Origin of the sequence: Aeromonas sp. R7-5 (assembly GCF_040908015.1) — a bacterium.
Classification (GTDB): Bacteria; Pseudomonadota; Gammaproteobacteria; order Enterobacterales; family Aeromonadaceae; genus Aeromonas; species Aeromonas caviae.
In genome coordinates, this window is sequence record NZ_JBFOCZ010000032.1 from 426,810 (window position 1) to 445,662 (window position 18,853).

At 52.5% G+C, this 18,853-nt stretch carries 16 protein-coding genes; all 16 read left to right on the forward strand.

Annotated features, from left to right (window positions below):
• Window positions 1–33: 33 nt before the first annotated feature.
• The 16 genes from vioA (at window position 34) to AB5Y53_RS15080 (ending at window position 18,830) form a co-directional block, all read left to right on the forward strand.
• Window positions 34–1,143: a dTDP-4-amino-4,6-dideoxy-D-glucose aminotransferase VioA gene (vioA, locus tag AB5Y53_RS15005; RefSeq protein ID WP_368182428.1), complete on the forward strand. Its 1,110-nt coding sequence runs from the start codon at window positions 34–36 to the stop codon at window positions 1,141–1,143.
• Window positions 1,144–1,147: 4 nt separating this feature from the next.
• Entirely contained in the window at window positions 1,148–1,717 is a 570-nt protein-coding gene (locus AB5Y53_RS15010; RefSeq protein WP_368182429.1) for a hypothetical protein, read from the forward strand.
• A gap of 10 nt (window positions 1,718–1,727) precedes the next feature.
• Window positions 1,728–2,705, forward strand: coding sequence for a glycosyltransferase family 2 protein (locus AB5Y53_RS15015; protein WP_368182431.1), 978 nt, complete (start codon window positions 1,728–1,730; stop codon window positions 2,703–2,705).
• Entirely contained in the window at window positions 2,702–3,895 is a 1,194-nt protein-coding gene (wzy, locus tag AB5Y53_RS15020) for an oligosaccharide repeat unit polymerase (protein ID WP_368182432.1), read from the forward strand. The genes AB5Y53_RS15015 and wzy overlap by 4 nt, the downstream gene beginning before the upstream one ends.
• The gene (locus AB5Y53_RS15025) at window positions 3,885–4,283 is read left to right on the forward strand and encodes an adenylyltransferase/cytidyltransferase family protein (RefSeq protein ID WP_368182433.1); all 399 of its coding nucleotides are present in this window, start codon (window positions 3,885–3,887) and stop codon (window positions 4,281–4,283) included. The genes wzy and AB5Y53_RS15025 overlap by 11 nt, the downstream gene beginning before the upstream one ends.
• A gap of 19 nt (window positions 4,284–4,302) precedes the next feature.
• A complete protein-coding gene (locus AB5Y53_RS15030) occupies window positions 4,303–5,187 on the forward strand; it encodes a glycosyltransferase family 2 protein (RefSeq protein WP_368182434.1) in 885 nt (294 codons plus the stop codon).
• Window positions 5,184–6,338, forward strand: coding sequence for a CDP-glycerol glycerophosphotransferase family protein (locus tag AB5Y53_RS15035; RefSeq protein ID WP_368182435.1), 1,155 nt, complete (start codon window positions 5,184–5,186; stop codon window positions 6,336–6,338). Before AB5Y53_RS15030 ends, AB5Y53_RS15035 begins: the two co-directional genes overlap by 4 nt.
• Before the next feature lie 53 nt (window positions 6,339–6,391).
• Complete coding sequence (locus tag AB5Y53_RS15040) at window positions 6,392–7,213, forward strand: glycosyltransferase (RefSeq protein WP_368182436.1); 822 nt, start codon at window positions 6,392–6,394, stop codon at window positions 7,211–7,213.
• A gap of 23 nt (window positions 7,214–7,236) precedes the next feature.
• Complete coding sequence (locus tag AB5Y53_RS15045) at window positions 7,237–8,517, forward strand: sugar transferase (RefSeq protein WP_368182437.1); 1,281 nt, start codon at window positions 7,237–7,239, stop codon at window positions 8,515–8,517.
• A 5-nt stretch (window positions 8,518–8,522) separates the two neighbouring features.
• Complete coding sequence (rfbD, locus tag AB5Y53_RS15050; protein WP_139736362.1) at window positions 8,523–9,413, forward strand: dTDP-4-dehydrorhamnose reductase; 891 nt, start codon at window positions 8,523–8,525, stop codon at window positions 9,411–9,413.
• Between the two features lie 47 nt (window positions 9,414–9,460).
• Window positions 9,461–10,366 carry a glucose-1-phosphate thymidylyltransferase RfbA gene (gene rfbA, locus AB5Y53_RS15055; protein WP_045524120.1) on the forward strand — a complete coding sequence of 302 codons (906 nt, stop codon included), beginning with the start codon at window positions 9,461–9,463 and terminating at the stop codon, window positions 10,364–10,366.
• Between the two features lie 54 nt (window positions 10,367–10,420).
• Entirely contained in the window at window positions 10,421–10,975 is a 555-nt protein-coding gene (gene rfbC / locus AB5Y53_RS15060) for a dTDP-4-dehydrorhamnose 3,5-epimerase (protein ID WP_236758736.1), read from the forward strand.
• Window positions 10,972–12,060 (forward strand): LPS O-antigen chain length determinant protein WzzB, encoded by a 1,089-nt coding sequence (locus AB5Y53_RS15065; RefSeq protein WP_368182438.1) that lies wholly within the window; start codon window positions 10,972–10,974, stop codon window positions 12,058–12,060. The genes rfbC and AB5Y53_RS15065 overlap by 4 nt, the downstream gene beginning before the upstream one ends.
• A gap of 94 nt (window positions 12,061–12,154) precedes the next feature.
• Complete coding sequence (locus AB5Y53_RS15070; protein ID WP_368182460.1) at window positions 12,155–13,858, forward strand: Wzy polymerase domain-containing protein; 1,704 nt, start codon at window positions 12,155–12,157, stop codon at window positions 13,856–13,858.
• Between the two features lie 263 nt (window positions 13,859–14,121).
• Window positions 14,122–14,775, forward strand: a complete 654-nt coding sequence (locus AB5Y53_RS15075) for a YceH family protein (protein ID WP_039040218.1) — start codon at window positions 14,122–14,124, stop codon at window positions 14,773–14,775.
• Window positions 14,776–14,993: 218 nt separating this feature from the next.
• Entirely contained in the window at window positions 14,994–18,830 is a 3,837-nt protein-coding gene (locus tag AB5Y53_RS15080; RefSeq protein ID WP_368182439.1) for a DEAD/DEAH box helicase, read from the forward strand.
• Window positions 18,831–18,853 lie beyond the last annotated feature (23 nt).

Here is an 18,853-nt window from a genome sequence, read left to right on the forward strand (position 1 = left end):
TGAATATTTCAATAATATAATTGTGGAATCCTTATGAGTAATAAAAATATTCCTGTCACTCAGCCATTCTTGCCAGATTTGAACGAGTTTATTCCTTACCTTGAAAAAATTTGGGATAATCGCTGGTTGACAAATAATGGTCCATTCCATCAGCAGCTTGAGGCTGCATTGTGTGAGTATCTTGGTGTAGAGCATGTCTCGCTGTTTAATAATGCAACCATTGCGTTAATCACTGCTCTGCAAGCGTTGCGCATCAGTGGTGAAGTGATCACCACCCCCTATTCCTTCGTGGCAACTAGCCACTCGATCATGTGGAATGGTCTGGAACCTATATTTGTCGATATAGACCCAACTACATTCAATATTGACCCGAGCAAAATTGAAGCGGCTATTACTCCACGTACGACGGCCATTATGCCGGTGCATTGCTATTCCAATCCTTGTGATGTTGAAGCGATTCAAAGAATTGCTGACAACTATGGTCTGAAGGTGATTTATGATGCCGCCCATGCTTTTGGGGTGAGCTATAAAGGTGAAAGCTTACTTAAATGGGGTGATCTTTCTATTTTAAGCTTTCACGCCACCAAGGTATTCAATACCTTTGAAGGCGGTGCGATTATCAGCCAGGATGCCAAAACCAAACAACGCATCGATCGCTTGAAAAACTTCGGTATAGCTGACGAACTGACGGTGACTGCACCGGGGATTAACGGCAAAATGAGCGAAATCAATGCCGCATTTGGTTTGGTGCAGCTTAAGCATATTGATCAGGCTATGGCGCTGCGCCAAGCCGTCGATGAGCGTTACCGTACCGAGCTTGCTGGAGTAACAGGCATTACCCTGTATCAGCATAATGCTCACTCCAACAGTAATTTCTCTTATTTCCCGATTTTGGTTGAGGCGGAATACCCGCTTAGCCGCGATGAGTTATATGATAAGCTTAAAGCGCATGGCGTATTATCTCGTCGTTATTTCTACCCATTGATCAGCAATATGCCAATCTACCGTGGTCAAAAGAGTGCAGCAATAACCCATTTACCACAGGCGAATGTGTTAGCTGAGAAAGTTCTGTGCTTACCAATTTTTAATGAACTGACAATAGCTGAACAACAGCAGGTCATTCAATTAATAAAAGGAAATTAATGACATGGGATTTCTTACCGCACAACAACTAAGTAAAATGGGGTTTGCTGCTCTCGGTAGCAATGTGCTGATTTCTGATAAAGCTTCTATTTATGGTGCTCAACGCATCAAGATTGGCAATAATGTCCGTATTGATGATTTTTGTGTGTTGTCTGCAGGTGAGGGGGGAATTGAAATTGGTAATTATATTCATATCGCAGTTCATAGTACATTAATTGGTGCTGGTAAAATAACATTGTCAGATTTTTCTAATATTTCCTCCAAGGTTGGTATTTATTCTAGTAATGATGATTATAGTGGAGTCTTTATGACTAATCCTATGGTGCCTACCGAATATACTAATGTGACTCATGCGGATGTGACGCTGGGTAAGCATGTCATTATTGGCTCTGGCTCAGTGGTGTTACCCGGCGTCACTTTATATGAAGGTGTGGCGGTTGGTTCCCTCTCCTTGGTAACCAAAGATTGCGAAGCTTTTGGAGTTTATATCGGTACACCTGTCAAGAAAGTAAAAATTCGCAAGCGTGATTTATTGGCACTTGAGGCTTTTTTAATTACCACATCAAATAATTAAGGTAAATATTTTGTTTCATTTGACTGAAGCTGAAATTATAGCTAACTGGCCAGTGGATGAACCTATTCGAGTCAGTGTATGTTGCATTACCTATAAACAAGAGCAATATATCGCCCAAGCAATAGATAGTTTCTTAATGCAAAAAACTACTTTTCCATTTGAAATTGTGATTGGGGAGGATTGTGGTGGTGATGGGACTATACCAATTCTCTATGAGTATCAGACGCGTTATCCTAAATTAATTAAGATTATCACCTCCGAAAAAAATATTGGTGCTAATGCAAATTTATTAAGAGTATTTACTGCCGCAAGAGGTGATTACATTGCGGTTTGTGAAGGGGATGATTATTGGATTTCAGAACAGAAACTCACCAAACAAAAGGAAATACTAGATACATACAGTGATATAGAACTCGTCACTAGTAATGCTATATGTGTAGATAAAAATAGTATCTACATTAAGGATTTTTATTGCGGGCACAGTTTTTTTTCAACCTTGAAAGATGTTCTTCTTTCACCATGGCAGTTTGCACCGACAGCATCATATTTTTTTAGAAAACGATCTCTCGATAAAATACCTATATGGTTTACGAATGCGACCATAGGTGATATATATATAGAGTTGTATTTAGGTGAAAGCGGAATTATTGTTTGTGATGAGTATCTTTGTGCTTATAGAATTGGTGCAGAGAATAGTTGGTCGAGTACTATAAATAAATCAAAAGTAAATTCAATAGTGTCGCATTACGAAAACTTTATATATTCGCTTGAAATTGCTAAGAAAGAACTATGTGGCTTTGATTATTTTTTTGATTTTAAAATTAATGATATAAGGTTGTCAAAGGCAAAGACTTATCTTAAGGTTGCAAGATATAAAGATGCGTATGTTGAAATGTTAAACGTGAATCTATTCAAAGAAATGTCAGTTAAAAATAAATTTATTTACTATATTTTTAGACTCGTCAACATGCTTGTGCCAAAAAAATGAGAATTAATATAACTTTACTATTGTTTTTATTTTATTTTTTAGCTAATTTCTATGGCTTTATATCATTTTTTATCCAGAATGAACTCGGTGGTGACTTTAAAGGTTGGCCTATTTCAGACACGGTGGAATACTTTTTTTCTGGAGTTTTAGAATTGTCGCTGATGGTGGGATTTTATTGTCTCATATCGCTCTTATCTAAAGAAAGAAAAGAATCATATAACTTCAGTTGTGGCGATAAAATAGCCGGCCGATTGCTTTTTTTTGTTCTTATTTTGCAAGTGGTCTATTTTTATTATTCAATATCAACGGGGGTAGGTTCTTTATCTTATGAAGGGCCAACAGTTGATGTCGGCGTGGTGAAATATTTCTTCACACTGTTTAATCCAGATGCTATTACTTTATTATCTCTATTTATCTGTGATAAAAACAACAAAAAATTAAAGTCGATTAATATCGGTTTGTTTGTTTTGTCAAACTTGTATAGAGGATGGGTTGCGGGGGCGTTAATGTCATTATTTGTCATTTTCTTATCTCGACAGCAATCAATAAAAATAAAATTGCCTAAGTTTTTTATTATATTATGTGTATTTCTGGCTATATCGCCCTCTATATATTATGTCAAATATGTTTCGAGAGGGGCTGAAAACATCAGTATTGAATCCTATACTAAATATTATTCTTTTGAGACGTATAAAGAAGTATTGAGTTCAATCGCAAGCCGTTTTCAACACATTTCAGAAGTATATGTTTTATTTACTCATAGAGATGAGCTGCGTAATGCTTTTGATAATGGATCTTTTGTGCCAATGGTATTTGATAACCATATAAGAAGGCAATTATCATCATGGTTTTCTATTGAGTATCAGACTGTTGGTGAATACGCAGCTAAATATATACTCCAAAGACCTAGTGGTGGAAACATTCACGTGGGTATCCTCACTTGGTTCTATTTTGGTTTTCATTTACTTTTCATATATATATTGTCTTTTGTTTTTTACGTTAAATTTTTTCATTATTTCTGCAGTCGCTTGGTACCACATCATACAGCTAAAACAATGTTAGTTTGGTTTTGGCTTTTGTTTTTCATGCATGGCTGGTTTTCTTCAATCTCTATTTATATTTTGTCAGTGATGGAGATATATTTTTTCATGCATTTTTTTGGAACAAAGGAGGATAAAATTGAAAGGTAAAGTTGTCATCACATTTGGTACATTTGATGTTTTTCATGTTGGTCATATTAATATTCTAGAGAGGGCTAAAGAATATGGTGATTATCTTATAGTGGGGATATCATCAGATGCTCTCAATATGGCGAAAAAAAATCGCTACCCCATTTACTCTCAGAATGAGCGAATTAAAATTATTCGCGCACTTAGATGCGTGGATGAGGTTTTCATTGAAGAATCTTTAGAGCTAAAAATGAACTACATTAAGCAATATTCTGCTGATGTATTGGTGATGGGTGATGATTGGACAGGTCGATTTGACTGGGTCAAAGATGCTTGCGATGTAGTCTACTTGCCCAGAACTCCATCTGTGTCTACAACAGAAATCATTGAAATTGTGAAAAAAATATAAAAATTCTTTGGCGTCTATTATGATCATTAGTATTATTATTACAGCATACAATCGTGATCATTGCATATCAAATGCAATCAATAGTGCTCTTTCACAGGAATGTTTAGAGCCTTACGAAATTATAGTAATTGATGACGGCTCGACTGATGAAACAAGAAGTATCTTGAACGAGTTTATTGAAAGTTCTCAGATTCAATACTATTTTAAAGAAAATGGTGGCGCAGCTTCGGCTAAAAATTTTGGAGCTTGTGTCGCTAATGGTGACTTCATTATATTTCTTGATAGTGACGATATTTTCTACGATAGGTATGTGTTAGATAAATTTGTTATTGAGATAAAAAATTCATCCATAGATTTTTCCAGTTTTGATAAAGTATCCATCAGAAAAAACAATGAAAGTAGATTAGATATTATGCATGGGATTGATGAGTTTGCTCAATCACCACTTACCTATATGTTGCATTCTCCGCTAAATTATCCTGGGAAACCACCGTATTTATTTAGAAAGGAAACATTTATTAAGGCTGGCATGTTTGATGAGTCAGCTAAATGGGGAGATGCCATGGCCTTCTGGCGCCACTTCTTTGTTTTGGTAAAGGATGTTTCTGTAATTAAATCTATCGGTTATGTTTATGACCAGTCATCGGATTTCTCTGTAAGTCGTGGTAATAAAAACAAGTATCGTCTTGCTCTATCTGTATTGTACTCTACATACTTTAAAAATGAGAAAAATATAAAGTCGTTCGCTTTTGAGCCTGTTTGGTTTTTGTGCATGTTGCATTATTCACTAAAGTCGCATGATGTAAAAAGGTCGTTTTTATTATTGCTATCATTGCTGAAATTTGGTGTGAGAAAAACGTTCAGTTCCATAGTATATTTACTTAAATCAAAAGGGCTTTTATGAATTCATTATGGCTTGTGATGCAAGCAGTGCTATCATTATTTTCTATAGTGCTTCCGTTAAAAAAAAGTAGAATAATATTTAATTCTACCGGAAATAAAAATTATAACTTCAACTCACGTTTCTTATTTGAGTATATGGTTGATAGAGATAAAGGTGAACGTGAGATTTTATTTGTCATTAATGATAAGGCAAAGAGGGAGGAATTGATAAAATCTGGAGTAACAGGGGTAATTAATGCAAATTCTATATCAGGCATTTTTTTATGCCTAACAGCAAAGGTCTGGGTTTGTTCAACTATTGAATCCCCTGTTTTTTCATTGATAAGAAAAAAAAACAGAATCGTTTATCATCTTGGGCATGGCATTCCATTAAAAAATATAGGCTTGGCTGAAAATAATATATCCCTTTTAAGAAGAGTAAATCGACATATTAGATTGAGGCTTTTTACCCATGTGACTTGTTATTCTGATCTTTTCATGCCTGTACTTAGTAATGCCTTCAGAAATAAATTTGCGGTATACCTTAAATTTGGGCAACCAAGAAATGATTTTTTAATTAAATCTGCTAATCAGCATTCTGATATATTGTCTATTCCCATTGAGGGAAGGGTAAATAAAATATTATACTCGCCAACGTGGCGACCTTATGCGGAAACTCAATTTTTCCCTTTTGCTGATATGTGTGTTAAAACTTTACATGATTTCTTAGAGAAAACGAATTCCATTATTTACCTGAGGCCACATCCGTACTATCCAGCAATAATTGATGAGACGTTGTATACATCCCCAAGAGTTATTTATATGGGGTGTGATGTGATCACAGATATAACTCCAAATCTGGATTGCTTTAATATATTGGTTACTGATTACTCTAGTGTGTTTTTGGATTTTTATGCATTGGATAATAAAGCGGTAATATTTATTCCATATGACTTGGTTAAATATGAGGGTTTGGTTGGGTTTAGTGTTCCATATGAAATGTTAACCAAAGGGGAGCATGTATGTTCACTATCTGGGTTTCTCAAAAACATTGAAATAGCTATAAATAATTCTGGCGATAATTATGGCAATATACGGAAATTGCTCAACATTAAGTCTGATGGTAACTGTCTTGAGCATTTTTTAGAGATAGAGCGACTTCGTGTTTTATAAAGATTATTATATCAGCATTCAAAATTTTATGCTGTGTGTAAGGAGGGGCCCCCTTGAGTAGTTTTTATAATTTCACATTGTTGATGTCAGTTTATAAGAATGATAATCCACATCATCTTTATGATGCTTTACTGAGTGTAGTCAATTCTACTTTGCTACCACATGAAGTTGTTATCGTTGAAGATGGTGAAATTCCGAATTTGTTATCTGAAACTATTTCTGAATTTGAACATAAGTTGCCGATAAAAAGAATACCGCTGGAAAGAAATCTTGGTTTGGGGAAAGCGTTATCCATAGGGTTGTTACAGTGTAGTCACGAATGGGTTGCTAGATTTGATAGTGATGACATTTGTCATCCTCTTCGTTTTGAAAAACAACTTTATTATATAAAAAAATATGGAAATATAAGTATTGTTGGCAGTTGGATTGCAGAATTTCAAACTTCACCCGAAAATAGCCATGCCTATAGAAAAACACCTACTTCTCATCAGACGATAGTCGAGTATGCCAAATCAAGAAATCCTTTCAATCACATGACAGTTATGTATAGAAAAAAAGCAGTGTTATCGGCAGGAAGCTATCAGGATGACTATCTCTATGAGGATTATGCCCTCTGGGTTAGGATGATTCAAAATGGATGTATAACTGCTAATATCCCTGAAGTGTTGGTCCACGCCAGAACTGGAAACGGAATGGAGGTTCGTAGAGGTGGTATCAAATATGTGAAGTCAGAAGTTAAGGCGCAATATAATTTCTATAAATTAGGCTTCATTTCATTAACTGCGTTGGTCAAGAACTTGGCTATCAGGGTACCTGTAAGGCTTGTACCTGGTAGCGTTAGGAAATTTATCTATCGTAAAACCCTACGCAGATAAACGATAAGTTACTGAGGATTGTTGTGAGCACCCATTATTACGAACGTCGTCACTCACGCTGGTATGAGCGTGTATTATTCAGCCCTCCTGCCTTGTTCATCTTCGGGGCTTTGTTGGCAGTTTGTCTACCTGCCATCGAGCGTTGGGGATGGGGATTCTGGGAGGGGCTCAACGCCGTCAGAATCAATACCCTGAGCGGTGCCTTTGTGGCGTTTCTGCTGACCGGGATTGTGCTGCATCGCTTCCTGCGCTATCCGGGCGCGAGTCCCGTGGCCTATATGATCCCGACTGTCACGACGCTCTACGGTACTTTGGTGGGGGTTCTCTTCTTCCTGCGGCTGCCTTACAGCCGCCAGGTATTGTTCGAGTCGTATCTGGTTGCCTTGCTCTGCTGCTGGCTGGCCTACTTCATCGGCCGCCGTTACCGGACCCCCAAATACGCCTTGCTGCCCTTTGGGGACTATCAGGCCCTGACCCGGCACGAGTGTGTGCAGTGGCGTCTGCTGGACAAACCCGATCTCGGGGCCGTGCGTTATGACGCCGTGGTGGCAGATCTTCGGGATGAGAAGCTGGCGGGTGAGTGGGAGCGTTTCCTGGCGCGCTGCGCCCTGGCCCACATTCCCGTCTATCACATCAAGCAGATCAGCGAGACCCTGACCGGGCGCGTGAAGATTGATCATCTGCACGAGAACCAGCTTGGTTCCCTCTTGCCGTCCCCCGTCTATGCCTTCATCAAACGTGGAATGGACATTCTGGCCGCGTTGATCGCGATCCCGCTGTTCTCCCCCCTGATGCTGGTGACGGCGATCCTCATCAAGCTGGAGAGTCCGGGCCCCGTGATGTTCCTGCAAAACCGGGTAGGGAAGGGGAACAAGGATTTTCGCATCTACAAGTTCCGCAGCATGTGCAAGGATTCGGAAAAAGCCGGCGCCCAGTTTGCCCAGGACGGCGACATGCGCGTCACCCGGGTGGGCAAGGTGATCCGCAAGCTGCGCATCGACGAGCTGCCGCAGTTCTTCAACGTCCTTAAAGGGGACATGAGCCTGATTGGGCCAAGACCGGAGCAGCGCACGTTCGTCGATCAGTTCGAACGGGAGATCCCGTTCTACATGTACCGTCACATCGTGCGGCCCGGGATCAGTGGCTGGGCCCAGGTGGTCCACGGTTATGCCGCCGATGCCGATGATACCCGCATCAAGATCGAGCACGATTTTTACTACATCAAGCACTTCTCCCTCTGGCTGGATGTGCTCATCGTGTTCAAGACCATCCGCACCATCCTGACCGGTTTTGGCGCGCGGTAATCCCGATGCGGATCTTGTTGCTGGGGGCTCGTGGCCAGTTGGGACGAGCCCTTTTTTCTGCCCTTTGCCGGGATTATCCCCATTGGCAGGTGACGGCCCTTGGCAGGGATGCGTGTGATATCACCGACCCCGGTGCGCTGATCAGCGCCCTGAACCGCCATCAGCCTGATGTCATCCTCAACGGTGCGGCCTATACGGCAGTCGATCTCGCACAGAGCCAGCCCGAGCTGGCAGAGCGTATCAATCATCAGGCCGTCGCACTGCTTGCCCGGGAAGCCGGTGCCAGGGGGGCGCTGCTGGTACATTTTTCCACCGACTATGTGTTCGATGGCTCCGGCAGCGCTCCCTGGCGCGAGGTGGATGTGCCTGCCCCGCTCAATGTCTACGGTGCCAGCAAGCTGGCCGGAGAGCAGGCCATTCAGGGGCTGTGTCCCCATCATCTGATCGTGCGCACCAGCTGGGTTTATGGTGGGGAAGAGGCACACTTCGCCCGAGCCATCTTGCGCCGTGCCAACGAGGGCCAGCCCCTTGAGGTGGTGGCGGATCAGTGGGGGGCGCCGACCCAGGTGGACTGGCTGGCAACGTCCGTTCTCCTGGCGCTGACACAGGTTGTAAAGGCGCCAGACAAGGGCGGCCTCTATCATCTCTGCCCCGCAGGCGAGACGAGCTGGCATGGCTTTGCATCGGCTCTGGTTGAGGAAGGTTGTCGGCTTGGTCTGCTGGCGCAGCCCGTTCCGATAAAACCCATTCCATCTGCAAACTGGCCCCAGGCAGCCCGTCGGCCATCCAACTCCAGGCTCGATTGTCGACGGTTTGCCACTGTTTTCGGGATCCAGATCCCGGCCTGGGAAGGGCTGATGAGCCGCTGGCTTGCCAGTCAGTGTGAAGGTGAATGACGTGACGCGTGTCTTGATGGCTCTCTGTTCTCCTCTGGAGGTGTTCCATGCACCAGCGTAAAGGCATCATCCTGGCCGGGGGATCCGCCACCCGTCTCTATCCGGCGACGCTGGCCATCAGCAAGCAACTGCTGCCGGTCTATGACAAGCCCATGATCTATTACCCCCTCTCAACCCTGATGCAGGCGGGTATCCGTGAGATTCTCATCATCAGCACACCGCTGGATCTGTCCCGCTTCGAGCTGCTGTTGGGGGATGGCAGCCAGTGGGGGATGCAATTTTGCTACGCGGTGCAGGAAGAGCCTGCCGGGCTGGCCCAGGCGTTGCTCATTGCGGAGCCCTTTCTGGCCGGCAACCCCTGCTGCCTGATTCTGGGGGACAACATCTTCTATGGCACCGAGCTGCCCCGCCAGTTGCAGCGCGCGAGCGCCAAGACGCAAGGCGCCACCCTGTTTGCCTATCATGTACAGGATCCCGAACGTTACGGTGTGCTGGGGTTCGACGGTGAGGGGCGGGTCGAGTCGATCGTCGAGAAGCCGGCATCTCCTGCCAGTCAATACGCAGTGACGGGCATCTATTTCTACGATGCCACGGCAAGCGAGATTGCCCGGGGCCTGCGCCCTTCGTCACGGGGAGAGCTCGAGATCACCGATGTCAATCTCCATTATCTGGCACAGCAAAGTCTGGAGGTCTGTTTCATGGGGCGTGGTGCTGCCTGGCTGGATACCGGGACCCATGACAGCCTGCAGGAGGCGAGCAGCTTCATCCAGACCCTGGAGAAACGCCAGGGGCTCAAGGTGGCCGCTCCGGAGGAGATCGCCTGGCGCCAGGGCTGGATCTCTGACGAGGCGCTGGCGTCACTGGCACAGCCACTGGCAAAAAGCGGGTATGGCGCCTATCTGTTGCGTCTGCTGCAAGAGCCCTTTGGCAAAATGCACCCCGATTGGGATTGATAAGGCACTCCATTGGGTGATATATCCTTGCCCATTATTCCAAAGAAAACACCTATGCACTTTATTTCATTGAAGATTCCGGATGTTATCCAGATCCGCCACCAGCGTCATCCAGATGAGCGGGGCGACTTCATGGAGCTGTTTCGCCACGATCTCTTCACCCGCAGATGCGGTGATTTTTGCTTCGTTCAGGACAATTTGAGTCGTTCCCGACAAGGGACACTACGGGGGCTGCATTATCAACGCCAGCGGCCCCAAGGCAAGCTGATACAGGTGCTGGCAGGCACCATCTTCGACGTGGCCGTCGACGTGCGCGCCGGGAGCCCGACCCTGGGCCAGTGGGTGGGGGTGTCGCTCTCGGCCGAGGAGGGAACCTCCCTCTGGATCCCGCCAGGTTTTGCCCACGGTTTTTATGTTCAGAGCGAATGGGCCCAGGTGCTTTACAAATGCACCGATTATTACGCTCCCGAGCTGGAAGCCTCCCTTCACTGGTCGGATCCGACACTGGCTATTGAGTGGCCCCTCATGGACAATGTGCCATTACGCTTGTCAGAGAAAGACCGTCACGCCCCTCTCTGGCAATCAACTCATCTTCAGAGCCCGATATGAACAAACAAGTATTCGATAATTCAGACAGTCAGTTGCCCCAGGGTTGGCAAGCCTCTTCCGGTGATGAAATCGATCTGCGTGAGCTGATCCTGGTCCTGTGGCGCCAGAAAATACTGATCCTGCTGGTCGCAGGCGTCTTTGCCGCAGCAGGTATCGCCTATGCCCTGCTGGCCCCCCAGGTCTGGGTCAGCCAGGCCGAGATCAGGTCGCCCACCCTCAAGGAGGTGGAGTCCCTCGAGCTCAACATCAACCAGCTGATCAATGCTCAGGTACCGGTGGCGGCTTTTACTGCCTTTGACAAGAAGGCGCTTTATAGCGACTTCGTCAACAACTTCAACAGCTTCAACAACAAGCGCCAGTTCCTGCAAGAAAGGGGTTACCTGGATGCCGAGGCCGTGCAGGCCGACGTCACAGACCCCAAAGGCAAGCGGCTGCTGCTCAAGAAGATGGCCGAGGGGATCAGCGCCAAGGCACCGGACAAATTGCGTGAAGAGGTGACGCTCTCCTTTGCCGCGGCCACGGCGGGGGAGGCCAAATCCCGGCTGGAGCAGTACATCGCCTTTATCCAGCATCAGGAGTCGGCGGCCAAGGGCAAGGAGCTGTATACCATCTGGCAGAACCGCATCAAGACGCTGCAGACCCAGTTCGAGAGTGCCAAGGCCGATACCCTCAAGCAGTTGCAAGACGATATTCTGCGTACCGAATATGGTTTGCGCATTACACAGGCGGCCGGGCTGGAGGCGCCGGTGCAGAATCTGCAGGAGCAGGGGAGCCTTCCCATCGATCTGGGGGCGCGCGCCCTCTCCGAGAAGCTCAAGATCCTCAAGGAGATCAAGAACCCCGAGTTCCTCAACCCGGCGCTGAGCGACCTGCGCCTGCAATTGGGCAGTCTTGAGGCCCTCAAGCTTGAAGCACAGCCCTTCCAGTCGTTCGCCTATCTGGCTTCGCCGAGTGAGCCCCTGAGCCGCGAGCAGCCCAAGCGCCCTCTGGTCGTGGTGCTGGCTACCCTGCTCGGTGGCATGCTGGGGGTGGGCATCGTGCTGGTGCGCCATGCGTTTTGCCGACCGGAATCGGCACAAGGATGATTGAAGTGAACAAGGGGGGCTTTGCCCCCCTTCATGTATGGCGTGTCGGAAGAAAACGAGCATGAGCATGACACAACAGGGAGCAGTGACGGTGATGTCGACGACAGGGATATTGGGGGTTGTCAGCCTCCTTTACTGGTTGTTTGGCATGCATTTTTTCATGCACAACCCGGGCGGGGCAGGGCTCTATCTGCCGTTCAATGCCTGGGGCTGGATCTTCGCCAGCCTGGTGATGGCCCTGGGGCTGTGGCATGTGACCCTCAGCCAGCGACTGGTGGTCTCGCCGCTGCTGACTGCCCAGTGGCTGGGGGGGATCTTGTTGTTGCTGCCCATGGCCTATCCGGGATTCGAGCTCAAGGACTATGCCATTCCCCGGCTGCTGGGGCTGTTTGCCGGCCTGCTGTTTCTGGCAAGCCTCTATCAGTGGCGATTCGGCCGCGAGGGGCGGGACAGGCTGCTCTATCTGCTGCTGGGGGCCGTTGCCATCGAGGCGCTGCTCGGCCTGGTGCAGTATTACCTGCTGGTGCCGGGCAACTGGATTGGGTACGACACCCAGACCAACCGCCCCTATGGCATCTTCCAGCAACCCAACGTGATGGCGAGCTTCATGGCGACCGGCCTGTCACTGGCCATCTGGCTGGAGCTGCGCGGTGATGCCAACCCTTGGCTCAAGGGGCTGCGCTATGGGGTGATCCTGGCCACTTCTCTGCTGCTGGTGGTCCTGCAATCGCGAGTCGGGCAACTGGGCGGCGTGATGGCTCTCTTGCTGCTGTCCGCCCAGCTGGGGCGTGAGCGGCGGCTGGGCCGGATGCTCGCGCTGGTGGCCCTGGGCATTCTGCTCGGGCTGGCCTCGCAATACCTGATGGCCGGAGCCAGACGAGGGCTGGAGATCTACCAGTCCGGCGGCATGCGCTCCATCTACTGGCCCTACGCCGCCAAGCTGATTGCCCAGATGCCCTGGACCGGTTGGGGCTATGGCAGCTTCGAGTCGGTGTTTCTCCATCACTACATGGCCGACAAGGCGCTGAACCTGGCCATGGTGCAGATCGAGTACAACCTGGATCACCCCCACAACGAGTTTCTCTACTGGGCGGTGGAAGGGGGTCTGGCACCCATGCTGGGCATGGTGCTGATGGGCGGGGCCCTGCTGTGGCGTCTGAGCCGGGCGGGCTGGGTCAAGGGCGCCGCCTTGCTTGCGCTGGTGACCCCCATCTTGCTGCACACCCAGACCGAGTACCCCTTTTACCACGCCATCGCCCTGTGGTGGGCGCTCCTGCTGCTCCTGTATGCGATGGATGCGGAGGTGGAGGAGCAAGGCCACGGCAACTGGCGCGACCATCTGTGCCGCCCCTGGTTGCTGCTGCGCTTCATGGCCATCGCCATTCCCCTGATCGTCATCCCCTTCATGCTGACCGCCATGCACACCGCCTGGGTGGTGACCAAGTATGAGCGGGGCGGTTACAAGCAGCCTGCGCTCCTGCTCGACATCGTCAACCCCATGGCCTGGCTGACCCGGGTGGAGTTCGACGTGAACGCGGTGCGCCTCATGGTCGGTCTGCAGGCCAACAACCAGGCGGAGCTTGAAGCCTACCTCGACTGGGGGCAGGCCTTCGTGCGCCATACCCCGAGGGCCAATATCTACGCCAACATGGTGATCGCCCTCAATGCCCTGGGGCGCACGGCGGAGGCGGACAACCTGCGGGCAAGCGCCCTGATGCTCTATCCGGGTGAGCCTTTGCTCACCGTGTCGGCCGCAAGAAAGGTGGCCGCGACCCTGGAGCGCAAGCCCTCTTCATGAGGGCCGTCTCAACCCGTTTAACCTCACGGCCGCCTTTGCGGCCGTGATGGTTTTTGTGCCCGCCTCGTTGAAGGGGGAGGGGGCTGGTTGCCAAAGAGGTTCCCGGCCATCCGTTCACCTCGCCCGCGCACCGCGGCCGTTTTGCTGTACAAGGTTGCAGCAAGGGTTTCATCGGCTCGCAAAAATGGGGTTATCTGCTGGACGGCGCAAGCGCCTTGGTTAAGATAACCGTCTTAACGTCTTGTTTGGCAAGGGAGTATGACATGGAGATAGTACTAGGCCCATTAGAGGCCCGCGTGATCGGCTGCCTGATTGAGAAAGAGATCTGCACGCCGGATCAGTACCCTCTCTCGCTCAATGCACTGGTCAATGCCTGCAACCAGAAGAGCAACCGGGAACCCGTGCTGGAGCTCGCCGAGCTGGATATTCGCGCCGTGATCGACGAGCTGATCCGACGCCGTCTGGTGGTCAATACCGCCGGTTTCAACGCCAGGGTGCCCCGCTATCAGCATCGTTTCTGCAATACCGAGTTCGGCGAGCTGAAGTTCTCGGCCCAGGAGCTCGGCATTATCTGCGAACTCTTGCTGCGTGGCCCGCAGACCCCGGGTGAGCTGCGCTCGCGCACCAACCGGCTGTGCAGTTTTGACGATGTGACCGAAGTGGATGCCGTGCTGGCCACCCTCATCGAGCGGGGGCCCTATGTGGTCAAGCTGCCCCGTGAGCCGGGCAAGCGGGAATCCCGCTACGCGCACCTGTTCAGTGGCGAGGTGGATCTGCAGGCGCTGGCCGACGCGGCGCCCGCTGGCAACCTTGTGTCACCGGCGGCAGACAGACTGGCGGCGCTCGAAGAAGAGGTCGAGCACCTCAAGGGGCAGTTGCAGGGGCTGGAAGCCCGTCTGGCCCGGCTGGAAGGCTGAGCCAACAATCTGTTTCCAGAAGGCGCTGCGGCGCCTTTTTTGATGACCGCGCCCCTCCTGCGGCCCGTTGCCCGGTGGCAGGGGCGAGTGCCCTGTCAGCCCTGTCGCTAGTGTACCCATCAAAGGCGCCAGCTTTTTTGCACTATTTCGCGCTTAAGGGTCGAGCCGCCGCCGCTTTCCCGTTAAAATTCCGCCTTTGCACTTGCCCGTGAGTTCTGATGTCAGCCTTCACCCTCTCTTCAGATTGCTATGCCCTGCTGTGCGAGCTGCAATTGCAGCGCGCCGCCAGCACTCGTTACCTGCAAGACACCCTCTATGCCCCGGGCGCACCCGGGCGTGCGCTGCTGGACACCCTTGATCAGTTGCAGCAGTGGGGGCTTGTCCGTCAACGAACGGAGCAGCAGTGGAGTCTGACGGCAGAGGGAACCCTGACCCTGATCCTGGCGGTGCGTGCGGGAGAGTGCCCCATGCCGCAGTGGTCCCGCATCCCCTCGGTCACGGGCCTGGAGCGGGCACAGGAGGTGGTGCGCGAGCTCTGTCTGGGGGAGGCGGGGCAGATCCCGGCCTATTACCAGAGTGCCGAGCTCCTGAGCCTCCTGGATCTCCCCGATGCTCCCCGCCTGCTGGCAGGCTCCAGCCCCGCCTGGCAGGCCCTGCTGCTCGAACACTTCGCCCTGCAGGCCCTGCTTGACGCAGAGCCTGACGAGGGCTGGCCGCTGGCAACGCTGGTCGCCTCCTGCTCCCCGGCGCTCTCTGGCCAGATCCAGGCTCGCGCCCGAGAATGGGAGTGGCTCTGCGGTTCCTTTGGGGGCGAGGTAACCACTCACTGGCCTGCACTGCAACAACTGGCGCAGCAGGGGGATGAGCAACCTCTGGCCGAGCGGCTGCTGGGGGCGCTTGGCCAGTGGCAGGGGCAAGAGGCGTCGCCCTGGCCCCGGATGTTCAGCGCCTTGCTCTGGCTCGGCTGGTTGCAACAGGCAGATCCGGTGCAGGGGAGCGAGCAGCGCAAGAAGTGGCAGCGCAGTCTGGGCCATCACTCCCCCCTGCTGGCCGATCTGCTGGGGCAGTGGGCCGGAGATCGCCACGGCCAGGCGGTCGGCCTGTTCGATACCCTGCAACTGCCGCTGGAGGAGCTCCACTGGGGTTACCTCTGGCTCGATCTCTGCGCCCTGGCGCGCCACGGCGAGCAGAGCCCCCAGGTGACCATCTTGCACAAGTGGGACCTCTCCCACGTGCTGGACGCCGAGCCCCGGCATCGCCTGATGGCCTTCTGCCAGGATCTGCTGCGACTCCTGCTGGGCCGGGAAGCCGCCCATTGGCCCCTGCGCGCGTTGCGTCCTGCTCAAGGGGAGGAAGAGGATGCCACCGAGGAGGAAGGCAAGGCCCCCGCCTCGGCAAGCTGGCTCAACTGGCTGCAGGGGTTGGGACGCTCGAGCGGGGTGCGCAAGCCCCAGGAGCGGCTGGTCTGGCTGCTCCACGCAGAGGGGCCTGAGCTTGAGTGCAAGATCCAGAAGCAGAGCACCAAGGGGGAGTGGACCGCCGGGCGAAGGGTCGATCCGGCCCTGCTTTCCACCCAGTACGCCAGCCTGCTGGACGAGGCTGACTGGGCACTGGTGCGCACCCTGCCGCGCAACATGGGCAAGCTGCCCCGGGATGCCTGGGTGCCCCTGGCAAACCACCCTCGCCTCTTCAATGCCAAGGGGCAGAAGCTGCAACTGGCCGTCAGCGCCCCCCTGCTGCAACTGGTACAGAGCGGGGAGGGCATGAGTGCCAGACTACATCCTGCTCCCGCCGCCCGTGGTGCGCACATCGTCCCCCTGGCTCAGGATTTGTGGCAGCTTATTCTGACACCGCAGGCACTGCTGGACAGATTACCGGCCCTGGAGGCCATTCCGGCATTGCCGCCGGCCGGGCTCGAGGAGCTGCAACGCACGCTGGATGCGATCCCCGATCTCCCCTGGCACAGCCAGGTGGCGGGGCTCAGGGGCAATGCCGAGCTGGCCCCCTGGCCCGGCGTTCCTTCCGTCCTGCTCGACTGGCAGGAGGGGCAGCTCGTGGTCCAGCTGGTGACCCGGGAGGGGGACCTGCCGCCCTTGCCTCTGGGCAAGGGGGAGGCCATCGTGCGCCAGGGTATCCGGGAGTATCACTACTGGCAGCGGGATCTGGCTGCCGAGAAGGACGATGCCCAGCGCCTTCGCAACCAGTTGCCCATCGGCCTGCCCGGCAACGAGTGGAAGCTGGACGGGGAGCAGGCGCTTACCCTGGTCAACGCCCTGCCCGAGCTGGTGGACGCCGGTGTGGTGGTGCACTGGCACCAGGACAGCGCCCGCCTCAAGAGCCTTGATGAGGCGGCCCTGAGCCTGCGCATCGAGCGGCGTCAGGACTGGTTCCAGGTGGAGGGGGCGCTCTCGTTGGACGAGCACCAGATCCTCGATCTTCGCCTAATCCTGCGCCAGCTGACCCCGGGCCAGCGTACGGTGCAGCTCGACGAGAAGACCAGCCTGATGCTGAGCGACAAGCTGGTGGAACGCCTCACCGTGCTCGGGGCCATGCTGGACAACGAGCAGCGCATCAACAACACGCTGGCCTATCCGCTGGCCCGCCTGCTCTCCGTCATCACCACCGAGGGGGATGCCGCCTGGCAGAATCTCCAGCAGGAGTGGCAGCAGGAGGTGAGCTGTCCCCCCGAGCTGCTGACGGCGCTGCGGGACTATCAGAAGGAGGGGGTACGCTGGATGGCGACCCTGGCCCATCACGGCTTTGGCGCCTGTCTGGCCGATGACATGGGCCTGGGCAAGACCTTGCAGGCCCTCATCGTGCTGCGTATGCGCCAGCACCTGGGCCCGGCGCTGGTAGTGGTGCCCAAGTCAGTGGTCACCAACTGGCAGGAGGAGGTGGCCCGCTTTGCCCCCGAGCTCGAGGTGGTGGTGTTCGACCATCCCGCCGAGCGGGAGACCTTGATCCAGGGGGCCAGGGCCGGACAGATCGTCCTGGTCAACTACGGCATGCTCGGCAGTCTCTCCCAGGCGCTCAAGTCCCGCCGCTGGTCGAGCATGGTGCTGGATGAGGCACAGCAGATCAAGAATGCCGGTACCCAGCGCGCCAAGCTGCTGTTCCAGCTCGACGGGGATTTTCGCCTCGCCCTCTCCGGCACCCCCATCGAGAACCATCTGGGGGAGCTGTGGAGCCTGTTCAGCTTCATCAACCCCGGCCTGCTCGGGAGCCTCGGGGAGTTCAAGCGCCGCTTTGGCAAGGCGGTCAAGGATCCCCAGCACATGGCGATGCTGCGGGCGGTGATCAGCCCCTTCATCCTGCGCCGCCTCAAGCAACAGGTGCTGACGGAGCTGCCGGACAAGACCGAGATCATCCATCACATCAGCCTCTCCCCCGAGGAGCGTCAGCTCTACGAGGCGACCCGGCGCGAGGTGGTGCAGCAGGTGCAAAGTGCCGATGGCCGTGCCCTGATGCATGTGCTGAGCGGCCTGACCCGGCTGCGCCGACTCTGCTGCTCCCCCCAGCTGGTGATGCCGGAGTGGTCCCAGACCAGCAGCAAGCTGGACGAGGCGATGGCGCTGCTGGACGAAGCCATCGATGGTGGCCACCGGGTGCTGGTGTTCAGCCAGTTTGTCGATCTGCTGAGCCTGCTGCGCAGCCGTATCGAACAGCGGCAGTGGGACTACTGCTATCTGGACGGGGGCTGCTCGGCCAAGTCCCGTCAGGAGTCCATCCTGCGTTTTCGCCACGAAACGGTGCCGCTCTTCCTCATCAGCCTCAAGGCGGGGGGCACGGGTCTCAACCTGACCCAGGCCGATACCGTGCTGCACCTCGATCCCTGGTGGAACCCGGCGGTGGAGGATCAGGCGAGCGATCGGGCGCACCGCATGGGCCAGACCCAGCCGGTGACCGTCTATCGCCTGGTGTGCGAGCAGACGGTGGAGGAGAAGATAGTGGCGCTGCACGACGAGAAGCGGGCACTGGCCGACGGCCTCCTGAGCGGCCAGTCCGAGGTGAAGGGGCTGGATGTGGAGAGCCTGCGGGCACTGCTGATGAGCTGACGGCGATGGGCTGTCGCCCGATG